Below are 21,575 nucleotides of genomic sequence, written 5' to 3' on the forward strand. Positions count from 1 at the left end.
CGGCCATCGACCGCATCGAACGGGCCCTGGCCTTGTTCATGGTGGTGGCTTGGCGTGTCACGTATTTGATGCGCATGGGCAGAACGTGCCCGGATCTCGATGCCGCGCTGTTCTTCGATCCCGACGAAATTCGCGGCGCCCATTTGCTGACTAAAAAGAAAATGCCGGCCACGCCGCCAACGTTGAACGAAATCGTGCGCCTCATTGCCCAAGTCGGTGGGTTCTTGGGCCGTAAAAGTGACGGTGAACCCGGTGCCAAGACACTGTGGCGGGGCTTGGAACAAGTTCATGCGGCAGCCGAAACCTTACGTGCACTGCGCGACGGGCTTGGCTGATTTATGTATAACGATATGAGGCTAGGTTTCTAGAGGTGGCCTGAAGTCAATTTCCACACGAAACGGCATAGAACCATCAAAGTTAGTCAGAATTCTTCTAGGCGCGACCACTCAATTACTTTTAAGCTCAGCGTCTTTGTTCTTTGATTTCATAGGAGGCCTTCAATTCATAATCAATGGCAGAACGTGTTGAATTTGATTCCCCCTAACCCAGCGCTCTCGTGGATGCCAGCTTATCTCGACACCGACCAGCCTCGCATCCTCAGGGCTCCATAATCCATCTTTGTTCGCTGATGCAATCCACACCCCACCACCACTGAGACCCTCTGCTGCGGGTAGAAGCGCGAGCTTTCCATCTGCGGTAAAAATATTGCCATCCTTGGGATACTCAATCGCGATATCGTTGGCCACGAGGAAGTTAACTGGGAGTTTTTCCAATGAGACTGTGAGATACGCCATTGGATGCGCTTTAACTTCATTATTCTCTAATGCCTGATCGTCTAGAAGTTCTCGTGGCGTTCCATATACGATGAACATATCGTTAGCTAATATAGATATGTCATGGCGAAAACGTTCCGCCGGCAAAAATGATTTATGAAGTCTTAGCTCCGTCAAGCCTGCGTTGCTAACATGAAGGAATGCCACATCTAAAGGATCGTCTTCGTCTCCACCGTTAATAAAAGTTGCTGTGATGTATGAATTAAGCCGTGAAGGTATATGGCTATAGATAACTGCAATATCCTTATAGGCGACGCCTTTAACTACGTGAGCTGCGGTCACAATCCCAAAAATTCCATCGCGTTCAATACATGTCCCGGAGCCAATTTCTATTGGAGTACCGTTCGAACATATTACGAGAGTAACGCTGTACCTTGCAATATGATGACGAAGCGCTTCGGAACGTTGAGTAAATTCCACTAAATCATCCATTACGAAAATTCTCCAGTTGAAAATTGCTTGCCCCTTGTCGGATCGAGCGATAAATAGAAGCGTAGACAGCTATCATCGTAAATAAGTCTCTAAACATCAGTAATTGGTGCTAAAACGACGATCAACGATAGAAACCAATCGTTCTATTTGTGTAATTTTTTCATTTTTTGAATTCACTCTACAATAACGGATCAGACTTTCAAGCATCCCATGCTGGTCTACGCATTCGACAAATGTCGCTATCCAACCAACTCGATCTTTCTTAATTGATTTGAGAAGACGATCCGCTTGCAATTCAATTGGCCACAACGCACGTTTTGCTATAGGTAGAGTTTTCACAAACTCAGAAAGTAAAGTAGGATCAACAGTTTCCAGAACTGGGCAAACTGCAGGATAAAGATCCGTCAAGAGGCCTGAGTTAAATATTTTCTTCCTTTCGCTGGTATCCGTTTGAATTGGCATTACGATGATCTGTGAGACAATTTCTCGAATAAAACCTAAGTCGAAATCCCCTTTGTTAAATAAATTTTCCGTTCTCGCCAAAATAGGGAGACGACGCAGAATTCTGGCCCGCTGAATATTTTCAGTGGATTGTAGATATATGATAAATTCTGGCGCCAAAAATCTCATTAACCCGGCGCGTATGTATTTATGCTCGGCAAAGAAATCTTCTCGCGCTGCTAAATTTAGTTGCACGTAACGATAATCGTCGATGTGCTCAATCTCGATAAGACTTCTTTGTCGGGGGGCAGATCTTTCAGTGTTTATGACGCCAGGCATCAATAAACTCAAAATGGTTTCGATACCTTGTCTGAAGGTAAGTGACCCCTTACCATCCAAATTAAACTGCTCAGAAAAATGAGAGTCTTTCTTTGGTGAATCGAGTTGACGCTTGATGTAGTTAGCTAAAGCCGACGGCTTCCCTGCTACAAGCACCGATAGCGCTGCTTGCCATAATGATGATTCGGTTAAATTACGTCCTTCCGTGACACGAACACCTCGCGTCCGCTCTTTGAAAGTTCTTTCAAATACTGCCATTGCAGCGTTGGCTGCCGCTTCGAAATTTGCGTTCGCAAAAAAATCCAGAATAACGTTATATTCAATCTCGTGCTGATAAGTTAGTCCATTCAACACTGTCACAGGTAGAATTTCTGATAATGGAATATCTCTCGATTCTCTAGACAAGCGTCCTTTTGTTTTACGTTCGTAGTTCGAACGAAGGTCTTCATCCAACAGTTGCAGCTCGTGAGATTGCAGTCGATATTGTGCTTGTGCTTTTAAGCGTGCTGCAGCGACAAGAGGAGCGGAGCTAATATCCGTTCCAATGGACTGCAACAGTGCTCTGGCTTGGGTTAAGTCTAGATCTTCAAGCGTACCAAGCATAAGATGGTGATAACGGGCCTCTAGTTCTCGCTGAGCAGATGTAAATTCTTGGCCCTCTTCGTGTTCATAATATTTGATGGCTCTAAGGTGAATCGCGCTAGCAACCGGATAATCGTGTTCAACTAATATCTTTAGCATCAATTGTCGTAGATCTTTACGATGCAATAGTGCTCCTGTTTGGAGATCACGCTTCACGAGCCAAACTTGACTAGACAAGACGTTGAACATTTCCTCTGACTGTTGCAAAGTTATGTCAGATAGGCCGCATGGTTCGGCAAGCACCTTCATGATGAGTTCAGGAGTAACTCGTCGCAATATCAATCCCGGAAAAGCAAGTTTCTTTACTTTATCATTGGTGCGCATGCGCCCAAGTATTCGACGATAAATTAATCCCTGCGCTATTGTTTCGTTGATATTTCGGGAGAAAGAGTCCGAAGTGAGATCAGTTATGGCGAAGTGAGGATCAGTATTAATCCAATTAGCTATCAATTTCAGGACCAGTGGATTACCGCCAAATCGCGTTACTAAGAGATCGTAGGGCACGGGCTCGACGTTAGACTGACGGACGAGTCTTTGCAACAAACGTTTGGCATCGCGATGAGGTAGATTACCTATTGTCATCGAATGGATAGTTTGAGGCCATCTATTAATTTGTCGAACTGGTAGAACACGACCAGCCATGATTACGCGTACATCAGCCAGTTCAAATTCATGCATCAAGCTCCACAGCCACTGTTCTAATCGATTTGCGACCTCCGGGGTTTGTACTGCAACCTCTTCTAAGGTATCGAGAATAAGAATCAATGGGCCCTCTAATGAAGTCCCCCGCGTGTGGCGGTGCCACACTGAGCTAATTCCTTTCGACGCGACTGAAGAGCTGTGAAATTCGAGTTGCCCACCAGGTGTATGGCCGATTAATGTTTCTGCTACTTCCTGCCTAAAATTGTTCATGGCATTCGACCATTTAACATCCGTCAAGCCGATTTGTCTGCTTAACTCCAATGTCAGTGCGCTCGGGCTAGCGGTTGATAACTCTACACGATCAAAGTCTAGCCAAACTAACGGACTACCGTGCCAATCGTCTCCTCGTATTTGTGACACAAATTCTGCCAGCAGTGCCGATTTTCCGCTCCCACCAGGGCCTGTGATTTCTAGGCTGTTAAGTCCTGGGCCTGGCTGACGATGGACATCCGCAAAAATTTTCATCCGTCGTAGTTGCCACCAGCGGCCTAGTACTTTTTCCGAACGAGCCAATTTCAAGGAGGTTGTTGCGTCTTGACGCTCGAGATGTTGGTTTAGCAGACGAGGAGAAAAGGCTATTTTCTCTGAGTTGACGTATAGCGCAGCTTTACGCAGAAGCTGTAATGTCTCTACGGATAGTCGCCGAAATTCGACTTCACGGTTCAAGATAACGATCGCAAGCCACCGACCGAGCTTATCTTTGGAAAGCTCTTCTGCTTCTATAGCTAGTTCATAAAGGCGGTCAGGCTTTAACGATCGTAATGCTCGTACGCGTGCGTCAGGCCTTAGTGACCATTGCAGACCCTCACTGGTTTCTATTTCTACGCAAAATTCGGCTAGCCGTCGGAGTGCAGGAGGCCAATGTACATCATTAGGAGAAACGCTAAGTAGGTCTACTGGATTGAACGTATCTCTGAAGATTGCACTCTCCAGTGCATCATCGACTATGCTCGTGACGACGTCGTCTAAATTGGTCTGGATGACCATTAAGACCCTCCTGTAGTTATGAGGTGTGAAATGCGGCGGCAGTACTCGAGCGCGAGCGTTGACACACATTGGTCGACATTCTTTGGATGCAGAATTTGCGCGGCAGATTTCGTATCTATGTCCCCCTCAAATTTAGCTGCTACTATGTGGCGTTTAATCGTATTCTCCACATCTAGCACAGTTGGTTTTGATAGCCGTTCAAATTCGGTATCTTGGGGCAGGCCAGATAGCAAAACTCTTCCAAGGAATATAAAACGTAAACTTGGGATTGAGTCAAGTTGACTGAGTAATAAATTCAAAAGATGTGCCGAGGCTGTTTCAGGTAAAAACTCATCTAGATCGTCGATGACCACCCACATAATCCTTGCTCCCGCGGCCCTAACAAGTGCATCGATTAAGTGCGGCAATAACGCATCTTTCAACCATGCGGCACTTGCCGTGTGGTAATCAGTAGCGGATGGTAGCCCCCCCATTTCTTCAGGCTTGGTTCCACACCCTTGTATTAGAAATATCGCAGCCGCTGTTGCTTCCTGAGGAAAGTCGCGTGCGGATAGACGCACGACGGTGTGCTCAGATGCCGTCAATTGTGCCTCCAGAATTTCTAAACTAAAGCTACGCCCTGTTTGCAGCTCACCTTGTACCGCAATGACGCGGCAACGGCCAGCCACAGCAGAAAGCACAAGTTCTTGAAATTTCTCTCGTCCGAATACAGGATGCTTAGAGGTTGGCAGCAGAGCTAAAGGCTCGACTCCGTCGATTACAGTAGTATCAAAGCCTGCAACCGCGCCTGCTGTCGCGATAAAAGAGGTCGGTATCGCGCCATTAATTGTCTTTTGACGCAGATCGCTCCATCCCCCGGATTGGTGCAAAGCCACAGCTTCACCTAAATCATCCAAGACTAGGCCTCCTGAGGAGCCGTGGGTTGAATTCGCAGCGTGTAGGAGCCGAGCTTTTACAGCTTTGGGCCAGTACTCTATGGCGATGCCCGTAGTTAATTTGAGCTTGGCCGCACCAGGATACTGATATAGGTTGACCTGGCACGGCAGTTGTGCAGAGCGGTTTCTATCTAATGGGTAGAAGCCGCGTTCAATACCGACTGGATGAGACAAGAATATCATCGCAAAATCCAAGTGTGAGTCGAAGCCTTCAGTGGTCGCCTCCGGATCAAATTCCCAAGCTTGTCTTTGCTCCAACTCATGGGCCGGACTAGCTCCTACAAGCCAGTCGTCGTGTACTCCAACTCTTATCCCATTCTCATTTCCAACGAAGTCAAATAATACTTCCAAGCGCTTGGCAGTACGGGCCTGTGCTTTTGTTGGATCAGTTGGCTCTACCAATTCTTTTATTACATGCCAAGCAGTTAATACGACCTGAGGGCCTATTAGAAATCCGGTGCCAGTTGCATGGCTTGGATTGACACGTATCAGACAGATACGCGGTATTGCGCGCCTAAAACTGGGCAGCAGACCTGCGTCAAGGAAACCCGCCTGGGGGCTAACTAGCGCCTCTAATTGGGCTCCGGCAGGGGTTCTAGGAGAAAAAGTGTTTGCATGTAATGCATTTGTCCGTGCAAGCAATCGTACGAGTTCAGGAAGCCAGCCTGCTTCGTTTGCAGCTTGCAATGCATATAGATATTTTTGACTCGTATCACTAGGCGGAATATTAAGGGCATTGATGACCATAAGTTGGTCGCTGCCGTGGGTCTGGGCTAGTCGATCATAGATTTCTGTAAATTGCACATGACTCATAATAATCATGGCTGCGATGAGCGGATAGTTAGGGGTTCTGTTCTGAACTTCTGCCTTTACATCCATAACACACCCTGCGCTTTAAGAAACTCTACAGACTGCTCTATGCGAGGCATAGCATGTGCAAAGTTGGCTTTTCGCCAAAGTCCAGAGTAGTGAAGTCCTATTGCCCGAACATCGCCTTCTAACGCCAAAACACTTGAGCCCGATGAACCGTTTAAAGAGGTGGCGTCGTGACGGAATGTCCAAAAATCTTCATCACCTTTGGCACCGCTCGCTGCCGCAGTTATGAGGCCTGGCGACACATAACGTCTTCCATATTTTGGAAATAGTTGATTGAGAACTGCAATAATCTCATGGTCGTACTCGTTCCCAAGTTTAGGCAACTGCGGTCTGCCAGGATAGCCGACTAACATCACAGGACGATTCTTCGCGCCTGCGCTGGGGTTGGACAGAAGACCAATAGGGGCTGGAAATGGTTTGGACTTGTCAGTAGCTTCCACTCGCAATAAGGCAGCGTCTAAAAGCAGATGGTGAGATCCGTCAAGGATTGGATCGTCGCCTGCCGCCACTACTTCCGTCACCCTAAATCGCTCTAACCCATCTGACTCGTCAGGACAGTCTGAAAAATCTATTGTGATGTCAGTCTCATGCAGATCCCAATGATCTGGGCGCGTATCCTGGGGTATGGGCGTCGCGATTAATTGCAACACGTGTCGGTTAGTAAGGACTAGATTGGGACCAACGACAAAGCCAGTTCCTTTGTGCTTACCAGCCCTGTCAATGCGGCCCACACCACGAATTCGCTTGGCTAAGGTTCCGTCCAACACGTAGGGCGAAATTCGACCGGCCCATTCGTTCAACAACGGATTGTCCAAGTCAATATTGCCATTCATCGTCGCTATAGCGGGTCTCCCAGTGACGCATATAAGCGCCTCCAGTCCAACGCGCCCCGCTATGGATATTTTTGTGCTCGTGGTCATACTAAACAAAGCTTCTTCAGCACCGCCGAGCAATGTTTTTCGAAGCGATGAGCTTATGGTTAACTGCTCATTAAGCACGCTTTGCAAACGCTCCAGCTGTAAGTTTGTGCCCTCTTGTCGTAAGTAATCTCTGAGTTGGTCAGAGCTTACACTTCCCTCGCTAGCTTCCAATCTCGTCCCGCGTAAACTAATCGCTCGGATAATTTCGTCGTTGTTCACACTTTCATACGAGTCAGTCATGGTTTACGGTTTCTTCACAAAAATACAAAAAATTAAAAAATAGCAACTACGGTAGCATAAAAAAACCGTTTGTATTGTCACGCATTGTCACTTGAAGTGATACCAAGTGAAAAATGCTGGTTTGTCGAGGATTCCTGACGTGGCCAGTCAGAATTCTATTAAATTTCAGATGCAAATAGGAAATTTAAATTCCTTAGATGACAAGTTTCGTGCGATCATGTCCCTCGTCGCAGCATGCCCCTGTTCAGAGCTAGGAGTCTGCGCGGCAGAAGAAAATGAAACTGACGCGAAAAATTTTGACCTCTCAGATCGCCTCAGGATCGACGATCTCGACATTGAGAGGGGGTAAAGCCCATATCGTTATACATAAATCAGCCAAGCCCGTCGCGCAGTGCACGTACGGTTTCGGCTGTCGCATGAACTTGTTCCAAGCCCCGCCACAGAGTCTTGGCTCCGGGCTCGCCATCACTTTTACGGCCCAGGAAACCACCGATTTGGGCAATGAGGCGCACGACATCGTTCAGCGTTGGCGGCGTGGCCGGCATTTTCTTTTTGGTCAGCAAATGGGCACCGCGAATTTCGTCGGGATCGAAGAACAGTGCGGCATCGAGATTCGGGCACGTTCTGCCCATGCGCATCAAATAGGTGACGCGCCAAGCCACCACCATGAACAAGGCAAGGGCCCGCTCGATGCGGTCGATGGCCGCCAACTGCAATCCCTCGACCTTACAACCATTTTTGATCACATGGAAATAGATTTCGATCTCCCAGCGGGCCCGGTACCACTCGATGAGTTCGACGGCTTGCTCGACGCCCGACACCGGGCGGTTGGTCAGCAGGCGCCATTCGACGGCATCGTTGCCGGCCGGTGCGCCCACTTCGCGGGCCACGACGCAGGTCACTTCAAGCAGGCCGCCCTGGCCGTCGGCGATCCGGGCCTGTCTGGACCAGAGTTGCTGGCGCACGGGGCGCGCCTTTTGTTCATCGCGCGCCGGCATGGTAAAGGTGATTTCGCCCAGCATCGTGCCGCTGCAGGTGTGCCCCCACAGCTTCTCACCATTGGCCACGCTGCGGTTGTGCGTGGCGCGCACCAGCCAGTCGGCGGGCGTCTCCAGGTCGCGCGCGCGGCGCATCAACGCCACCACGTCGGCCTCCCGGTCGGCCACGTACACCAGCCGCGTGCCGGGCAGCGTCGCGGCCAACTCGGCGACGCGCTCATAGCCCTCGATCCAGCGCACACTCTCTTTTTGCCCGTGGCGCACGCCGTCCTTATCGCGCCCCTCGCGCGCCCACATCCACGCATCGAGCACACCGAGCGGTTAGCGCCCAGGCGTCACGGCGAAGGTCGGGTGCTAGTACATGCCGCGCCGCGCCTCATAGTTCAGCGGGCCCAACCCCGCCGTTTCCTGGCCGTTGAAATCGAGTTCGGTCGTGTCTTGAATGCACAGCACGACCGGATGAGGTCGCATGCGGGCCTGGGTCCGCTCCCAATGCGGCGCCAGGATGCCCTGCCAGGATACCTCGGCGTTACCGAGAAAGCGGTAGGCCGCGCAGGTTTCACTCCAGCTGTCGCAGGCCTCGGGAATGCTGGCTGTCGGTTTCGCCGTAAATCGTTCCATCAATGTTCTCGCTCGTTTGTCGAGGCGAGCATCGCCCAGGTTCAGTCCCGCAAACTCATGATCCGTCCAGCGACTCGATACCTTGGCCAATGCGTCACCCAAAGTCAGAGAGTAAACGCGATCTCGCCTGAGTTTACAAGCCCCTCAGGTAAGGCATTGAATGATAACGACTTTTTGGTACGAGTGCGGGGCCACTATCGACTTGTGTATAACGATATGGGCTAAGACCGGCACGCATATCACGACCGAATTGGACAAATTCGTCAGCGCTTGCGAAGCCATGTGGCACTGCGCTATTTGCCTCAAGCAAAGCCTTGCGTTCGGCTTCGCCAACGGTTCGGGCACCATCACGTGGGGCGGTTCCTGTTGTCGTTTGATTACCCGTGCGGGGGCCGGATGCGGACGTCCCGACTTCCGCGCCGCCACCGATGGCGCCACCACCATTGCCCCGTGCACGCTCATTCAGCAATGGATGATTGAGCAGTTTACCTTCATACTGCTCCAGCCAACCCGCCATTTTCGGCCCCAGCCGCGCGCTTTGCCGCACCTCCGCCAGCAGCGCCGACAGCTGGCCCTTGCCTCTGCTCAGATAGGCCACCACGCCAGCCAACAGGGCCAGGATAAGAATCTCGTGGCCGCGCGCAAAGGCACGCGCTGCCAGATAGGTGCTGTCGGCCAAGCGATCGACGCCGTAATGGGGCGCGTCCAGTGAATAGGCGCCCAGGTCGGGCATCCCGCCCCACGCTTCGAAGAAACCCTGCCGGTAGGCGCGTGTGGCGCGCGGCAGGCTGTCGAGCATGAACACCACCACCGATTTCAGGCCGAAAAATCCCAGCAGCAGATTGCCCGCCTGCGTCCCCAGCGCGGCACCCGCAGCGGCGCCCGGCAAGGCACCGGCGCCGAACGCAAACACACCCAGGCCGCCACCAATGACGCCGCCAATCACCGCGCCACCGCCGACGTACAAGGCGACATCGTGGCAGATTTCCCGCAAGATCGGCCAGACATCGGCCAGGCCGATGCCGCCCAACTTGGCCTGCAGTTCGCGCAGCGCGATAGATTGGGATTCGGCAACGGCTTCGCGCACGCGACGCACGCGGGCGCCAATGTACAGATACCCGTCTAGACCAAGTCGGTGTTCGAATGGACCGTGTGGACAATCCGCTAGGCGGCGCCGGGCAATGGCCTCGTCCAGCAGCGTATCCTGCTGCCGCAAGCATTCGTAATACTCGAAACGATCAAATCGATTGCCGCTCATGATGGACAGGCCGTGGGTTCATGTCCGCAAAGCATGCGCTCCCATCAATAGCAGGCGTTGACGCAACGCAAATGATTGCATGGGACACATAGTCTTGATCGACCGGCGCCAGAAACGACGCCGAACCGCGCCGCGAGCAGCCGGGGCGGCCGCCATGCTATCCTATAGGGTTGGGCGGCCGGCGCATGGCGCCGCCCCGCCGCGCACTCCCCGGACGTTCCCGAATAACCACGCAAGCCTTTGATTTGACATGACAATTACCCTCTACGGCATTCCCAACTGCGACACCGTCAAAAAAGCCCGCGTCTGGCTGGCGGAGCAGCAGCAGGACTTCACGTTCCACGACTTCAAAAAACAGGGCCTGACGGGCGACATCGTCGCCGGTTGGCTGGGCCACCTGAGCCGCGACGTGCTGGTCAACCGCAAGGGCACCACCTGGCGCGCCCTGCCCGACGAGCGCAAGGCCGCCATCGTCGACGACGCCGCCGCCATCGCGCTGATGCTCGAATTCCCCTCGGTGATCAAGCGCCCGGTGCTCGACAAGGACGGCGCCTTCGCCGTCAGCTTCTCCGACGCCCAGTACCGCCAGCTGTTCGCCCTGTAATCCCCCGCCGATTTCTTTGATCCGACTAAGCCGCATATGACTCCTTCCCGCACCCTCGCGCTGACCGAAAAACTCATCGCCCTGTCCTCCGTGACGCCCGACGACAAGGGCTGCCAGCAGCACCTGATCGACCTGCTGGCGCCGCTCGGCTTCGCCTGCGAGGTGATCGAGTCGAACGGCGTGACCAATCTGTGGGCGCGCAAGGGCACCACCGCGCCGCTGCTGGTGTTCGCCGGCCACACCGACGTGGTGCCGACCGGCCCGGTCGAGCAGTGGCGCTCCGAACCCTTCAACCCAACCCACCGCGACGGCAAGCTGTACGGCCGTGGCGCGGCCGACATGAAGACCTCGATCGCCGCCATGGTGGTGGCCTGCGAGGAGTTCACCGCCGCCCACCCGGACCACGCCGGCTCGATCGGTTTCCTCATCACCAGCGACGAGGAAGGCCCGGCCACCGACGGCACCGTCATCGTCTGCAACCTGCTCAAGGAGCGCGGCGAGCAAATCGACTATTGCATCGTCGGCGAGCCGACCTCGGACGAGACGCTGGGCGACATGATCAAGAACGGCCGCCGTGGTTCGCTGTCGGGCCGCCTGACGGTGCTCGGCGTGCAGGGTCACATCGCCTACCCGCAGCTGGCCAGGAACCCGATCCACCTGGCCGCGCCGGCGCTGGCCGAGCTGGTCGCCGAGCAGTGGGACGCCGGCAACGAGTACTACCTGCCGACCTCGTGGCAAATGTCCAACATCAACGGCGGCACCGGCGCCAACAACGTCATCCCCGGCGAGATGGTCATCGACTTCAACTTCCGCTTCTCCACCGCCAGCACGCACGAGGGCCTGAAGAAGCGCGTCCACGCCATCCTCGACAAGCACGGCCTGCACTACGAGCTGAAATGGGCGCTCAGCGGCCTGCCCTTCCTGACCCCGCGCGGCAACCTGAGCGAGGCGCTGTCGGCGGCGATCCTGACCGAGACGGGCGTGACGACCGAGTTGTCGACCACCGGCGGCACCTCCGACGGCCGCTTTATCGCGCAGATCTGCCCCCAGGTGATAGAATTCGGGCCTCCCAACGCAAGTATCCACAAGATCGACGAGCATATCGAGCTGCGCTTCGTCGATCCGCTGAAGAACATCTACCGGCGCACGCTGGAGAATCTGCTGCGCTGACGCCCGCGCGCGAGCACACCGGGGCGCGCCAGGGCGCGCGCCGAACCTAATATGACCGCATTGACCGAGATAGCCATGACCACCACTCCCTTCACCACGCCGCGCGACCTGCTGCGCTACGCCGTCACCCGCTTCAACACCGCCAAGCTGTTCTTCGGCCACGGCAGCGCCGAGGCGCTCGACGAGGCGGCCTACCTGATCCTGCACACCCTCAAACTCCCGCTCGACAAGCTCGATCCCTTCCTCGACGCCCGCCTGCTGCCCGAGGAAGTGGCCGCCGTGCTGGCGGTGATCGAGCGGCGCAGCGTCGACCGCGTGCCGGCCGCCTACATCACCAACGAGGGTTGGCTGGGCACCTACAACTTCTACGTCGACGAGCGCGTGATCGTGCCGCGCTCCTTCATCGCCGAGCTGATCCCCGACTACTTCTCGCCGTGGGTCAACGAGCCCGACAACGTGCGCAACGTGCTGGAACTGTGCACCGGCTCCGGCTGCCTGGCCATCATGCTGGCCGACGCCTTCCCCGACGCCCAGGTCGACGCCGTCGACATCTCGGCCGAGGCGCTCGAGGTGGCCCGCCGCAACGTCGCCACCTACAAGCTGGAGGACCGGGTCACGCTGATCCAGTCCGACCTGTACCAGAACGTGCCGAACAAGAAGTACGACCTGATCATCAGCAACCCGCCCTACGTCAACTCGAGCTCGATGGGCAAGCTGCCGCAGGAATACCTGGCCGAGCCGCAGATCGCCCTGGCCGGCGGCAGCGACGGCATGGACCTGGTGCGCACCATCGTCGCCGGCGCCGCCGAGCGCCTGACCGACGACGGCATTTTGATCGTCGAGATCGGCAACGAGCGCGCCTTCGCCGAGGCGGCCTTCGGCGCCCTCGGCCTGACCTGGCTGAGCACCAGCGCCGGCGACGACATGGTGTTCCTGTTGACCGCCGACCAGCTCAAGCTGTAAGCACACCGCCATCCCTTTAGACGAGCGCGCCCGGCCCCGTGGCCGGCGCGCGCCCGCCGCCCCACCGCAAAGAAAAAAATGATACGTTTCATACAAGTAAGCCTGATGCGCGGCATCAAACCGCTGCTCGAGCAGGTCGACATCACCCTCAACCCGGGCGACAAGATCGGCCTGATCGGCGCCAACGGCGCCGGCAAATCGAGCCTGTTCGCCATGCTGCGCGGCGAGCTCCATCCTGACCAGGGCGAGATCGACTTCCCGGCCAAGTGGCGCATGGCTTACGTGGCGCAGGAGACGCCGCCGCTGGAGCGCGCCGCGCTCGACTACGCCATCGACGGCGACATCACCCTGCGCAAGCTGGAGGCCGAACTGACCCGCCTGGAGGGCGAGCCGGAGAGCACCGAGAACGGCATCGCCATCGGCGAGATGTACAGCGCGCTGGCCGACGCCGACGCCTACACCGTGCAGTCGCGCGGCGAACAACTGCTGCTCGGCCTGGGCTTCTCGCTCGACCAGATGCAGCAGCCGGTGGCCAGCTTCTCCGGCGGCTGGCGCATGCGCCTGAACCTGGCGCAGGCGCTGATGTGCCCGTCCGACCTGCTGCTGCTCGATGAGCCGACCAACCACTTGGATCTGGACGCGATCATCTGGCTGGAGGACTGGCTCAAGCGCTACCCCGGCACCCTGATCATCATTTCGCACGATCGCGACTTCCTCGACGAGGTGGTCAACGTGGTCGCCCACATCGACGAGCGCAAGCTCAAGCGCTACTCGGGCAACTACTCGTCCTTCGAGCGCCAACGCGCGGCGCAGATGATCCTGGCCGCCGGCGCGCTGGAGAAGCAGACCCGCAAACGCGCCCACCTGGAGTCCTTCGTCAACCGCTTCAAGGCGCAGGCCTCGAAGGCGCGCCAGGCGCAGAGCCGCATGAAGGCGTTGGCCAAGATGGAGGAGCTGGCGCCGCTGCGCGCCGCCGCCGAATTCTCCTTCGAGTTCCGCGAGCCGCTGAGCGCGCCGAACCCGCTGCTGGTGATGGAGGACGTCGACGCCGGCTACAAGATCGAGAACGAAGAGACCGGCGACATCACGCACAAGAGCATCGTCCAGAACATCAACTTCTCGCTGCAGATCGGCCAGCGCATCGGCCTGCTGGGCGTGAACGGCGCCGGCAAGTCGACGCTGATCAAGACCATCGCCGGCGAGCTGATGCCGCTGACCGGCGACGCCACGCTGGGCAAGGGCCTCAACATCGGCTACTTCGCCCAGCACCAGGTGGAGATGCTGCGCCACGACGAATCGCCGCTGTGGCACTTGTCGAAGATCGCGCCGACCGTGCGCGAGCAGGAGCTGCGCAACTTCCTCGGCGGCTTCAACTTCCCCGGCAACATGGTGACCAGCTCGATCCGTCCGTTCTCGGGCGGCGAGAAGGCCCGCCTGGCGCTGGCGCTGATCGTTTGGCAGCGCCCCAACCTGCTGCTGCTCGATGAGCCGACCAACCACTTGGATCTGGAAACGCGCGAGGCGCTGACCGAGGCGCTGGCGCAGTTCGAGGGCACGCTGGTGGTGGTGTCGCACGATAGACACCTGCTGCGCGCCACCACCGACCAGTTCATCATCGTCGCCGACGGCAAGCTGCAACCGTTCGACGGCGATCTGGACGACTACAAGGATTGGCTGTTCCAGACCAAGCTGGGCAAGGGCACCACGGTGCTGCCGGCGGCCGGCAAGGAAAACAAGACCGACTTCCCGGTGGCCTCGCCGGTGGCCCCGGCGGCAACCGCCGCCGCCGTGCCGGTGGCCGACCGCAAGGACCAGAAGCGCCAGGCGGCCGAAGACCGCCAGCGCCTGGCCACGCTGCGCAAGCCGCTGGAACAGAAGGTCAAGCGCCTCGACGAGCAAATCGCCAAGCGCAATGGCCAGAAGGCCGAAGTGGACGCCAAGCTGGGCGAGCCGTCGATCTACGACGCCGCCAACAAGGCCAAGCTGAAGCAGCTGCTGGCCGACCAGTCCTTCTTCAGCAAGGACCTGGGCCAGCTGGAGGCCGAATGGCTCGAGCTGCAGGAGCAGCTCGAGGCGCTGGTGTAACACTCAGCCAGCTGCAAGCGCGCCCTCGGCGTTTTTGCGGATCGACATCAGCGAGTCGATGTCGACCAGGATCAGGCGGCGCCCGCCCACCTCGCCCAGGCCGAGCAGATAGGCGGCGGCCTCGCCGGCGCCGGCGTTCAGGCCGGGAATCGGGCGGATCTGCTGCGCGCTCAGCGTGACGACGTCGGTCACGCCGTCGACCACCATGCCCATCACGCAGCTCGACAGTTTGAGGATGATCACGTCGGTCGCCTCCTCCAACATCGGCGCGCGCTGGCCGAAGGCGATACGCATGTCGACGATGGGCATGATGACGCCGCGCGCCGCCGCCACGCCGTTGATCATCTCGCCCTCCGAAGCGAAGCGCTCCAACGACTTGTAGGGGCGCAGCTCCTGCACGCGCGAGAAGTCGAGCGCGTATTCCATGCCGGCCAGGCGGAAAGTCAGATATTGGCGCCCGGCGGCCGGTGCCGGAGCGGCGTCCGGCTGCTCGATGACGGCGGCGGCGCTGTGCGATACGGTGGAGTACATGATGGTCCTTTCGTCCGAGAAGTCCCGACGGCGCGTTTGCGCTGCGTTGTCCGCGTCAGGCATGTGCCATCCTAACCGCGCCACGATCTTCTCATGTTGACGACAATCAACGCCGACCGGCATGCCGCGCCGGTTTGCTACAATGGCCGGCCACCCACCCTCCCCCTCCGTCCCATGCCCCCTTCCGCCAGCACGCCGCAGTCGCCCGACCAGCCCCTCGCCGGCATCCGCGTGCTCGACCTGACGCGCCTGCTGCCCGGCCCGGTCGCCACCATGCACCTGGCCGAGATGGGCGCCGAGGTGATCAAGATCGAAGACCCGGGCGCCGGCGACTACGCCCGCACCATGGGGCCGGTGCGCGCCGAGGTGTCGCAGTTCTTCGTCGCCGTCAACCGGGGCAAGCAGTTCTTGCGCATGGACCTGAAGGACTCGGCGCAGCGCGAGCGCCTGCTGGAGATGGTCGACACGGCCGACGTGCTGGTCGAGAGCTTCCGCCCCGGCGTGATGGACAAGCTGGGCCTGGGCTGGGAGGCGCTCAAGCGGCGCAACCCCAAGCTGGTGATGTGCGCCATCTCCGGCTACGGCCAGGACGGCCCCCACGCCGCGCTGGCCGGGCACGACATCAACTACATCGGCTACGCCGGCATGCTCGAGCAGAATGCCGGCGACGACGGCCGCCCGGCCCTGCCCAACCTGCAGGTGGGCGACCTGCTGGGCGGCGCGCAAAGCGCGCTGCAGGGCATCCTGGCGGCGCTGCTGGCGGTGAAGATGGGCGGCGTTGGCCGCTTCGTCGACGTGTCGATGACGGACGCCGTGCTGGCACATAACATCATGCCGCTGGTCGGCGTCAACAACGGCGCGCCGGCCCAGCCGGGGCGCGACCTGCTGACCGGCGGCGTGCCCTGCTACACCGTGTACAAAACCAGCGACGCGCGCTACATGGCGGTCGGCGCGCTGGAGCTGAAGTTCTGGCAGACCTGCTGCGATGTTCTGGGCCGCGCCGACTGGAAGGAGCGCCACTGGCAGCTGGGCCAGCGGGTCGGCGGCGCCGACGCGATGGCGCTGCGCGCCGAACTGGACGCCGTGTTCGCCAGCCGTACGCAGGCCGAATGGACGGCATTGTTCGGCGCCGCCGACTGCTGCGTGACGCCGGTGCTGCGCACCGCCGAGGCGCTGGAGCACCCGCTGTTCCAGGCGCGCGGCATGGCCAGGCGCGCCGTCCACCCCAGCGAGGGCGAGCACTGGGCGCTGGCGCAGCCGGTCAAATTCCGCCTGTGACGACGGCGGCCCCGAGGGTCAGACCCTAGGGTCTGACCCTGGATTCCCGCCGCCGGTTTTTTCAACAGTACTGTATTGGGATTTGACGATGATTTCGATCGACTTGAACGACATCGAGTTCACCGCCATCCGCGCCCAGGGGCCGGGCGGGCAGAACGTCAACAAGGTGTCGAACGCGGTGCAGATGCGCTTCAACATCGTGCAGTCCTCGCTGCCCGAGCACATCCGCGAGCGCCTGCTGGCGCTGCGCGACAACCGCATCACCAAGGACGGCGTGCTGGTGCTCAAGGCGCAGCAGTCGCGCAGCCAGGAGGCCAACAAGGAGGAGGCGCTGCGCCGCCTGCAGGAGCTGGTCGACGGCGTCGCCGTGCTGCCGCCGCCGCGCCGCGCCACCAAGCCTACGCGCGGCTCGCAGCGCCGCCGCCTCGACGGCAAGAGCCGCGACAGCGAAACCAAGCAGTTGCGCGGCAAGGTCAGCTTGTAGCGGCGGCGTCGAGCGACCAGTCGAGCATGCCGCTGGCGCCGGCGAAGATCAGGGTCAGGCCCTTGTTGGCGGCGCGCAGCCTGGCGCGGATGTCCTTGGGCGCGCCGTCGTAGGCGGTGCCGGTGTCCGGGTTGAACACCATCGAGCGCACCAGCGTCTCGCCGGCGAACATCTGCACGCGGCAGCGCGAGCCGCCCTGCACGGCGGCGCGCTTGCGGCGCACCAGCTCCATCTGCTCGAACAACTGCTCGCGCTGCGCCTGCGCCGCCTTGGCGCTGAGCGACAGCTTGGCCACCGCCTTGAGCACCGGCCCGACCGCCGCCGCCATCTTGTGGAACAGCGGCTCCTGATCGGCCGTCAGCACCAGCTCGCGGCGGCGCAAACGGGTGGCCAGGGTCAGGTAGCTGCGCACCTCGGCCTGGCTGGTGAGCTGGTCGATCTCGGCCTGGTCGCGCTGCGCGGCGCGCTCGCACTGGGCCGCCTGCGCGCCCAGCTCGGCCAGCCGCTGCTCGTACTTGCTGGTGTCGGGCACCAGCGGGAACAGCAGCATCTCGCTCTGCTTGCGCGGGCCGGCGCGGCCGATCTCGATCTTGCGGGCGGCGATGGCGCAGCCCTCGGCCACCTTGATGAGCACCTCGTCGGCGATGATCTCGCAGTTGTTGGCCTCGCCGATCACCACCCGCGTGGCGGAGATGACGCAGCTCTCGGCGCGCGCCATCACCACCTCGCCCAGGCGGGTCTGCAGCACCGCGCCCGAGGCCACGCCCTTGACGCGGATGTCGCCGGCGGCGTTGACGGCGCTGCCGCCGACCAGGTTGCGGTACAGGACGATGGTGCCGCCGCGCGACTGCAGCTTGCCGAACACGTCGCCGTGGATGCTGATGTCGCCGCCCTCGACCAGGCGGCCGTCCTGCACCTCGCCGAACTCCTCGCACTCGCCCTTCAGGTCCAGGTTGCCGGTGGTGCGCGCGCTGACGCCGTCGCGGCTGATGATCTTCGGCCCGATCGACAATCGCTTGCTGGCCGGGTCGATGTTGAGGAAGCCCTCGACGCCGGAGACCAGGTATTCGCCGTCGGCCAGGTTCTCGATCACCGTGCCGGCGCCGGCCACGGTGTCGAGCTCGACGTCGCGCGGCAGCGGCGGTTCGATCAAAATGCCGGACAGCTCGAAGCCGCGCCGTCCCGGCGCGCGCGGCACCTTGCGCAGCAGCTTGACGTTGGGTTTGACCTGGGGGAAGCGGTTCTGGAAGCTGTGCAGGTCGACCCGGCCGTCGGCCAGCTCGCGCGGCGCGTTGCTGCGGTGGATTTCGGCCGACACTTCGACGATGCTGGCGTCCTGCCCCGCCATGGCGTTGAGGCGGCGCGCCACGATGATGCGCGCCAGCCGGCCGGCGGCGATGACCTCCTTGACGGCCGCCGCGTCGATGCCGAAGCGGATGCCCTTGCCCCACATGTCGGCGACGAACTCGTCGAAGTCCAGCTTGGCCGGCTGGGTTTGCAGCTCTGGCGCGCCCTCCAGGTAGACCGGCTCGAAATAGTACTCGGCCTCGCCGTTGACGATCTTGACCGCCTTGTACAGCGCGCGGCGCAGGCTGACCAGCGGGGCGATGCGGTCGGCGAAGCGGACCGGCGCGGCGGCCGGCGCGCCAGCGGCCGCGGCCACCTCCGCCGGCGGCGCGCCGGGCAGCGCGGCGGCGCAGTTGTACAGCGCCTTGAGGAAAACCGGGTAGTCGATGCCGACGAACATGGCGCCGGCCTGGAACACGGCGTCGACGCCGGCCAGGCAGGCGCCGGTCGGCGCGCCGGCGGCGAAGTAGACGCCGTCCTCGCGCTCGACCACGGCGCAGGCCAGCTCCTCCTCCACAACTTGTTGCACCGCCTGCGCGTCGTTGGACACCGTTCTCCCCAATGCTCTTGTCGTCGGCGCGCGCCGGCGCGGCCGGCGGGTTCACCTGATGTAATATTTTAAAAGGGTAACATGAAGCGGCGGCCGCCCGACGGCGGCGCCGCCCGGCACCGAAAATATGATGCGTAGAGCAATCATTTTTGCATCTTAACAACAAGCGGCGCGCTTGACCAGCGCCGGCGGGGGCCGATCAGCGCCGATCGGCGCCGCACGGCGCTACTCGGCGTCGGCGTCCAGATGCCAGTCGAAGCCGCCGCTGCTGCCCGAGAACAGCGTCTTGCCGGCGCCGCCGGTGCCGCGCAGGCGGTGCTGGATGTCCTTGGCCGGCAGCAGGTACAGCGGGCCGTGGTCGGCGTGGAAGGGCATGGTGCGCACCAACACGTCGCCGCTGACCATGTGCAGGCCGCAGCGGGCCCGCCCGGCCGCCGCGCGGCGCTGCTCGCGCAGGCGCTCGCGCTCGCCGCTGGCCAGGTTGAACGCCGTCTCGTGGATCTGCCGCTCGTGGGTCAAGCGGCTCAGCTCCTGCAGCTCGGCGCCGACGGCGCTGGCGATCTTGCGCAGGAACTGGCCCTGCTCCGGCGTCAAGGTCAGCTCGTGGGTGCGCAGCTTGGCCGCCAGCGCCAGGTAGCGGCGCACGTCGGGCAGCAGCGAGATGCGCTCGATCTCCTGCTGCAGCGGGACCATCGCCTGCTGCTGCGCGGCGCGCCGGGCGTCCAGCTCGGCCAGCTGCTGGTCGAAGTGGCCGACGTCGCGCACCAGCACGTGGATCAGCATCTCGATGCGCTTGCGCGGCCCGGCGCTCTCGATCTCGACGTTGTGGCCGGCGATGGCGCAGCCCTCGGCCAGCGCGATGACCACCTCGTCGGCGACGATCTCGCAGTTGCTGGCCGAGTCGATCACCACCCGGCTGGCGGCGATCACGCAATTCTCCGCCCGCGCCAGGGTGATCACGCCGCTGCGCGTCTGCAGCACGGCGCTGGAGGCGACGCCCTTGACCTCGATGTTGCCGGCGACGTTGTGCACGCTGCCGCCGACCAGGTTGGCGTTGAGCGCGACGTGGCCGCCGCGCGAGTTGATGTTGCCGTAGACGTTGCCGTGCACGGTGATGTCGCCGCCGCTCACCTCGCGCTGCTCCTGCACGTCGCCAAACTCCTCGTAGGCGCCGGCCAGCTCCAGGTTGCCGGTGGTGCGCCCGCTGACGCCGTCCATGCTAACGATCTTGTCGTTGACCGAGATGCTGTGCGACTTCGGATCGACGTTCAAAAAACCGTCCTGGGTGGCGACCAGGTACTCGCCGTCGGGCTTGCGCTCGACCACGGTGCCGGCGCCGGCCAGGTGGGCCAGCTCGAGGTCGCGCGGCGGCTGCGGCGCCAGCGGCCCGCCGCCCAGCTCGTAGCCGGGACTGCCGGCCTGGGCCGGCTGCTTCTTCAGCAGGCGCATGTTCTTCTTGATCTGCGGGAAGCGGTTCTGGAAGCTGAGCAGGTCGACCCGGCCGTCGGCGCGGGCGCGCGGCGCGTCGCTGCGGTGCAGGTCCTGCGACACCTCGACCACCATGGCGTCGATGCCGGGGCTGGCGTCGCGCTGGCGCGCCACGGTGATGCGCTCGGACTTGGCGGCGGCGATGGCGGCCTTGACGGCGGCGAAGTCGACGCCGAAGCGGATGCCCTTGAGCCACAACTCGGCGACGAACTCGTCGGGGTCGAGGCGGGCCGGGCGCTCGGGGATGACGGTGCCGTCGGGCAGCACCATCTCCTCGAAGAACAGCTGCTCGAAGAAGTACTCGGCGCTGTCGCGGTGGTTCTTCGGCGCCTTGTACAGCGCGCGCCGCTGCGCCTCGAAGGGCACGATGGCGGTGGCGAAATGGACGGCCTGGCCGGCGCCGGCAGTTGCAGGCGGCGATGGTGGCGGAGGTGGCGGATACAGCGCGGCCTGCAGCGCGGCGTAGTCGAGGCCGGCAAAATAGGCGCCCGACTGGAACACCTGGTTGACCGCCGCCTGCAGCGCGGCGGCGCCGACGCCGGGGGCGAAATACACGCCGTCCGGACGGGTCAGCAAGGCGGCCGGCACTTCCGCCACGGACGACGCGGCGGCGGCGACGGGCGCCGCCCCGGCGAGATCTGATGCCACGGTGTTCCTCTCCAGATGCGCCCCGGCGCCGGCGGAGGGAGCGGTCGGCGGACAGTGCTTACGTTATCGAAAAGTCAAGCATACACGGGCCGCGCGCGCGCAACCTTTCATTCCCAAAATTAATATTACACTTAGAGGAAGGAAATTTGCGGAAAATTACCAAAACGTCCACGCAAAAAGAAAGCCGCCTTGCGGCGGCTCAA

Annotated in this window: 15 protein-coding genes and 1 pseudogene; 7 read left to right on the top strand and 9 right to left on the bottom strand. The window is 60.2% G+C overall.

Features of this window, described 5'->3' with window-relative positions:
- Positions 1–335: IS4 family transposase (locus tag BM252_RS26295; RefSeq protein ID WP_281249395.1), on the top strand; the 335-nt coding region annotated here is incomplete at its 5' end.
- Positions 336–497: 162 nt separating this feature from the next.
- Here the strand turns inward: BM252_RS26295 and BM252_RS30540 are convergent.
- The 6 genes and pseudogenes from BM252_RS30540 to BM252_RS26315 all read right to left on the bottom strand — a co-directional run bounded on the left by BM252_RS30540 (position 498) and on the right by BM252_RS26315 (position 10,224).
- Complete coding sequence (locus tag BM252_RS30540) at positions 498–1,265, bottom strand: hypothetical protein (protein ID WP_139236758.1); 768 nt, start codon at positions 1,263–1,265, stop codon at positions 498–500.
- A 96-nt stretch (positions 1,266–1,361) separates the two neighbouring features.
- Positions 1,362–4,376 (bottom strand): ATP-binding protein, encoded by a 3,015-nt coding sequence (locus BM252_RS30545; protein ID WP_139236759.1) that lies wholly within the window; start codon positions 4,374–4,376, stop codon positions 1,362–1,364.
- A complete protein-coding gene (locus tag BM252_RS26300) occupies positions 4,376–6,190 on the bottom strand; it encodes a trypsin-like serine peptidase (protein ID WP_093390633.1) in 1,815 nt (604 codons plus the stop codon). Before BM252_RS26300 ends, BM252_RS30545 begins: the two co-directional genes overlap by 1 nt.
- On the bottom strand, positions 6,181–7,347 hold the full coding sequence (locus BM252_RS26305; RefSeq protein WP_093390634.1) for a trypsin-like serine peptidase: 1,167 nt from the start codon (positions 7,345–7,347) through the stop codon (positions 6,181–6,183). The genes BM252_RS26300 and BM252_RS26305 overlap by 10 nt, the downstream gene beginning before the upstream one ends.
- A 371-nt stretch (positions 7,348–7,718) precedes the next feature.
- Positions 7,719–9,068, bottom strand: a pseudogene (locus BM252_RS26310) (IS4 family transposase).
- A 31-nt stretch (positions 9,069–9,099) separates the two neighbouring features.
- Positions 9,100–10,224, bottom strand: coding sequence for a DUF6861 domain-containing protein (locus BM252_RS26315; protein WP_093390635.1), 1,125 nt, complete (start codon positions 10,222–10,224; stop codon positions 9,100–9,102).
- A gap of 250 nt (positions 10,225–10,474) precedes the next feature.
- Here BM252_RS26315 and BM252_RS26320 point away from each other — a divergent pair, with 250 nt between their 5' ends.
- The 4 genes from BM252_RS26320 to BM252_RS26335 all read left to right on the top strand — a co-directional run bounded on the left by BM252_RS26320 (position 10,475) and on the right by BM252_RS26335 (position 15,046).
- Entirely contained in the window at positions 10,475–10,828 is a 354-nt protein-coding gene (locus BM252_RS26320) for a Spx/MgsR family RNA polymerase-binding regulatory protein (protein WP_093390636.1), read from the top strand.
- A gap of 36 nt (positions 10,829–10,864) precedes the next feature.
- Positions 10,865–11,998, top strand: a complete 1,134-nt coding sequence (dapE, locus tag BM252_RS26325; RefSeq protein ID WP_093390637.1) for a succinyl-diaminopimelate desuccinylase — start codon at positions 10,865–10,867, stop codon at positions 11,996–11,998.
- A 75-nt stretch (positions 11,999–12,073) separates the two neighbouring features.
- On the top strand, positions 12,074–12,961 hold the full coding sequence (prmB, locus tag BM252_RS26330) for a 50S ribosomal protein L3 N(5)-glutamine methyltransferase (RefSeq protein ID WP_093390638.1): 888 nt from the start codon (positions 12,074–12,076) through the stop codon (positions 12,959–12,961).
- A 78-nt stretch (positions 12,962–13,039) separates the two neighbouring features.
- Entirely contained in the window at positions 13,040–15,046 is a 2,007-nt protein-coding gene (locus tag BM252_RS26335) for an ATP-binding cassette domain-containing protein (RefSeq protein ID WP_093390639.1), read from the top strand.
- A 3-nt stretch (positions 15,047–15,049) separates the two neighbouring features.
- On the opposite strand, the gene BM252_RS26340 is transcribed toward BM252_RS26335, so the two are convergent.
- Positions 15,050–15,577, bottom strand: coding sequence for a chemotaxis protein CheW (locus tag BM252_RS26340; RefSeq protein WP_093390640.1), 528 nt, complete (start codon positions 15,575–15,577; stop codon positions 15,050–15,052).
- 174 nt (positions 15,578–15,751) lie between these two features.
- On the opposite strand from BM252_RS26340, the gene BM252_RS26345 reads away from it, so the two are divergent.
- Entirely contained in the window at positions 15,752–16,855 is a 1,104-nt protein-coding gene (locus BM252_RS26345; RefSeq protein WP_093390641.1) for a CaiB/BaiF CoA transferase family protein, read from the top strand.
- A gap of 88 nt (positions 16,856–16,943) precedes the next feature.
- Positions 16,944–17,339, top strand: coding sequence for an alternative ribosome rescue aminoacyl-tRNA hydrolase ArfB (gene arfB, locus BM252_RS26350; protein ID WP_093390642.1), 396 nt, complete (start codon positions 16,944–16,946; stop codon positions 17,337–17,339).
- Here the strand turns inward: arfB and BM252_RS26355 are convergent.
- The gene (locus BM252_RS26355; RefSeq protein WP_245774462.1) at positions 17,329–19,236 is read right to left on the bottom strand and encodes a flagellar assembly protein A; all 1,908 of its coding nucleotides are present in this window, start codon (positions 19,234–19,236) and stop codon (positions 17,329–17,331) included. The genes arfB and BM252_RS26355 overlap by 11 nt on opposite strands.
- Positions 19,237–19,461: 225 nt before the next feature.
- The gene (locus BM252_RS26360; RefSeq protein ID WP_245774463.1) at positions 19,462–21,372 is read right to left on the bottom strand and encodes a flagellar assembly protein A; all 1,911 of its coding nucleotides are present in this window, start codon (positions 21,370–21,372) and stop codon (positions 19,462–19,464) included.
- Positions 21,373–21,575: the final 203 nt, after the last annotated feature.

Origin of the sequence: Rugamonas rubra (assembly GCF_900114705.1) — a bacterium.
Classification (GTDB): domain Bacteria; phylum Pseudomonadota; class Gammaproteobacteria; order Burkholderiales; family Burkholderiaceae_D; genus Rugamonas; species Rugamonas rubra.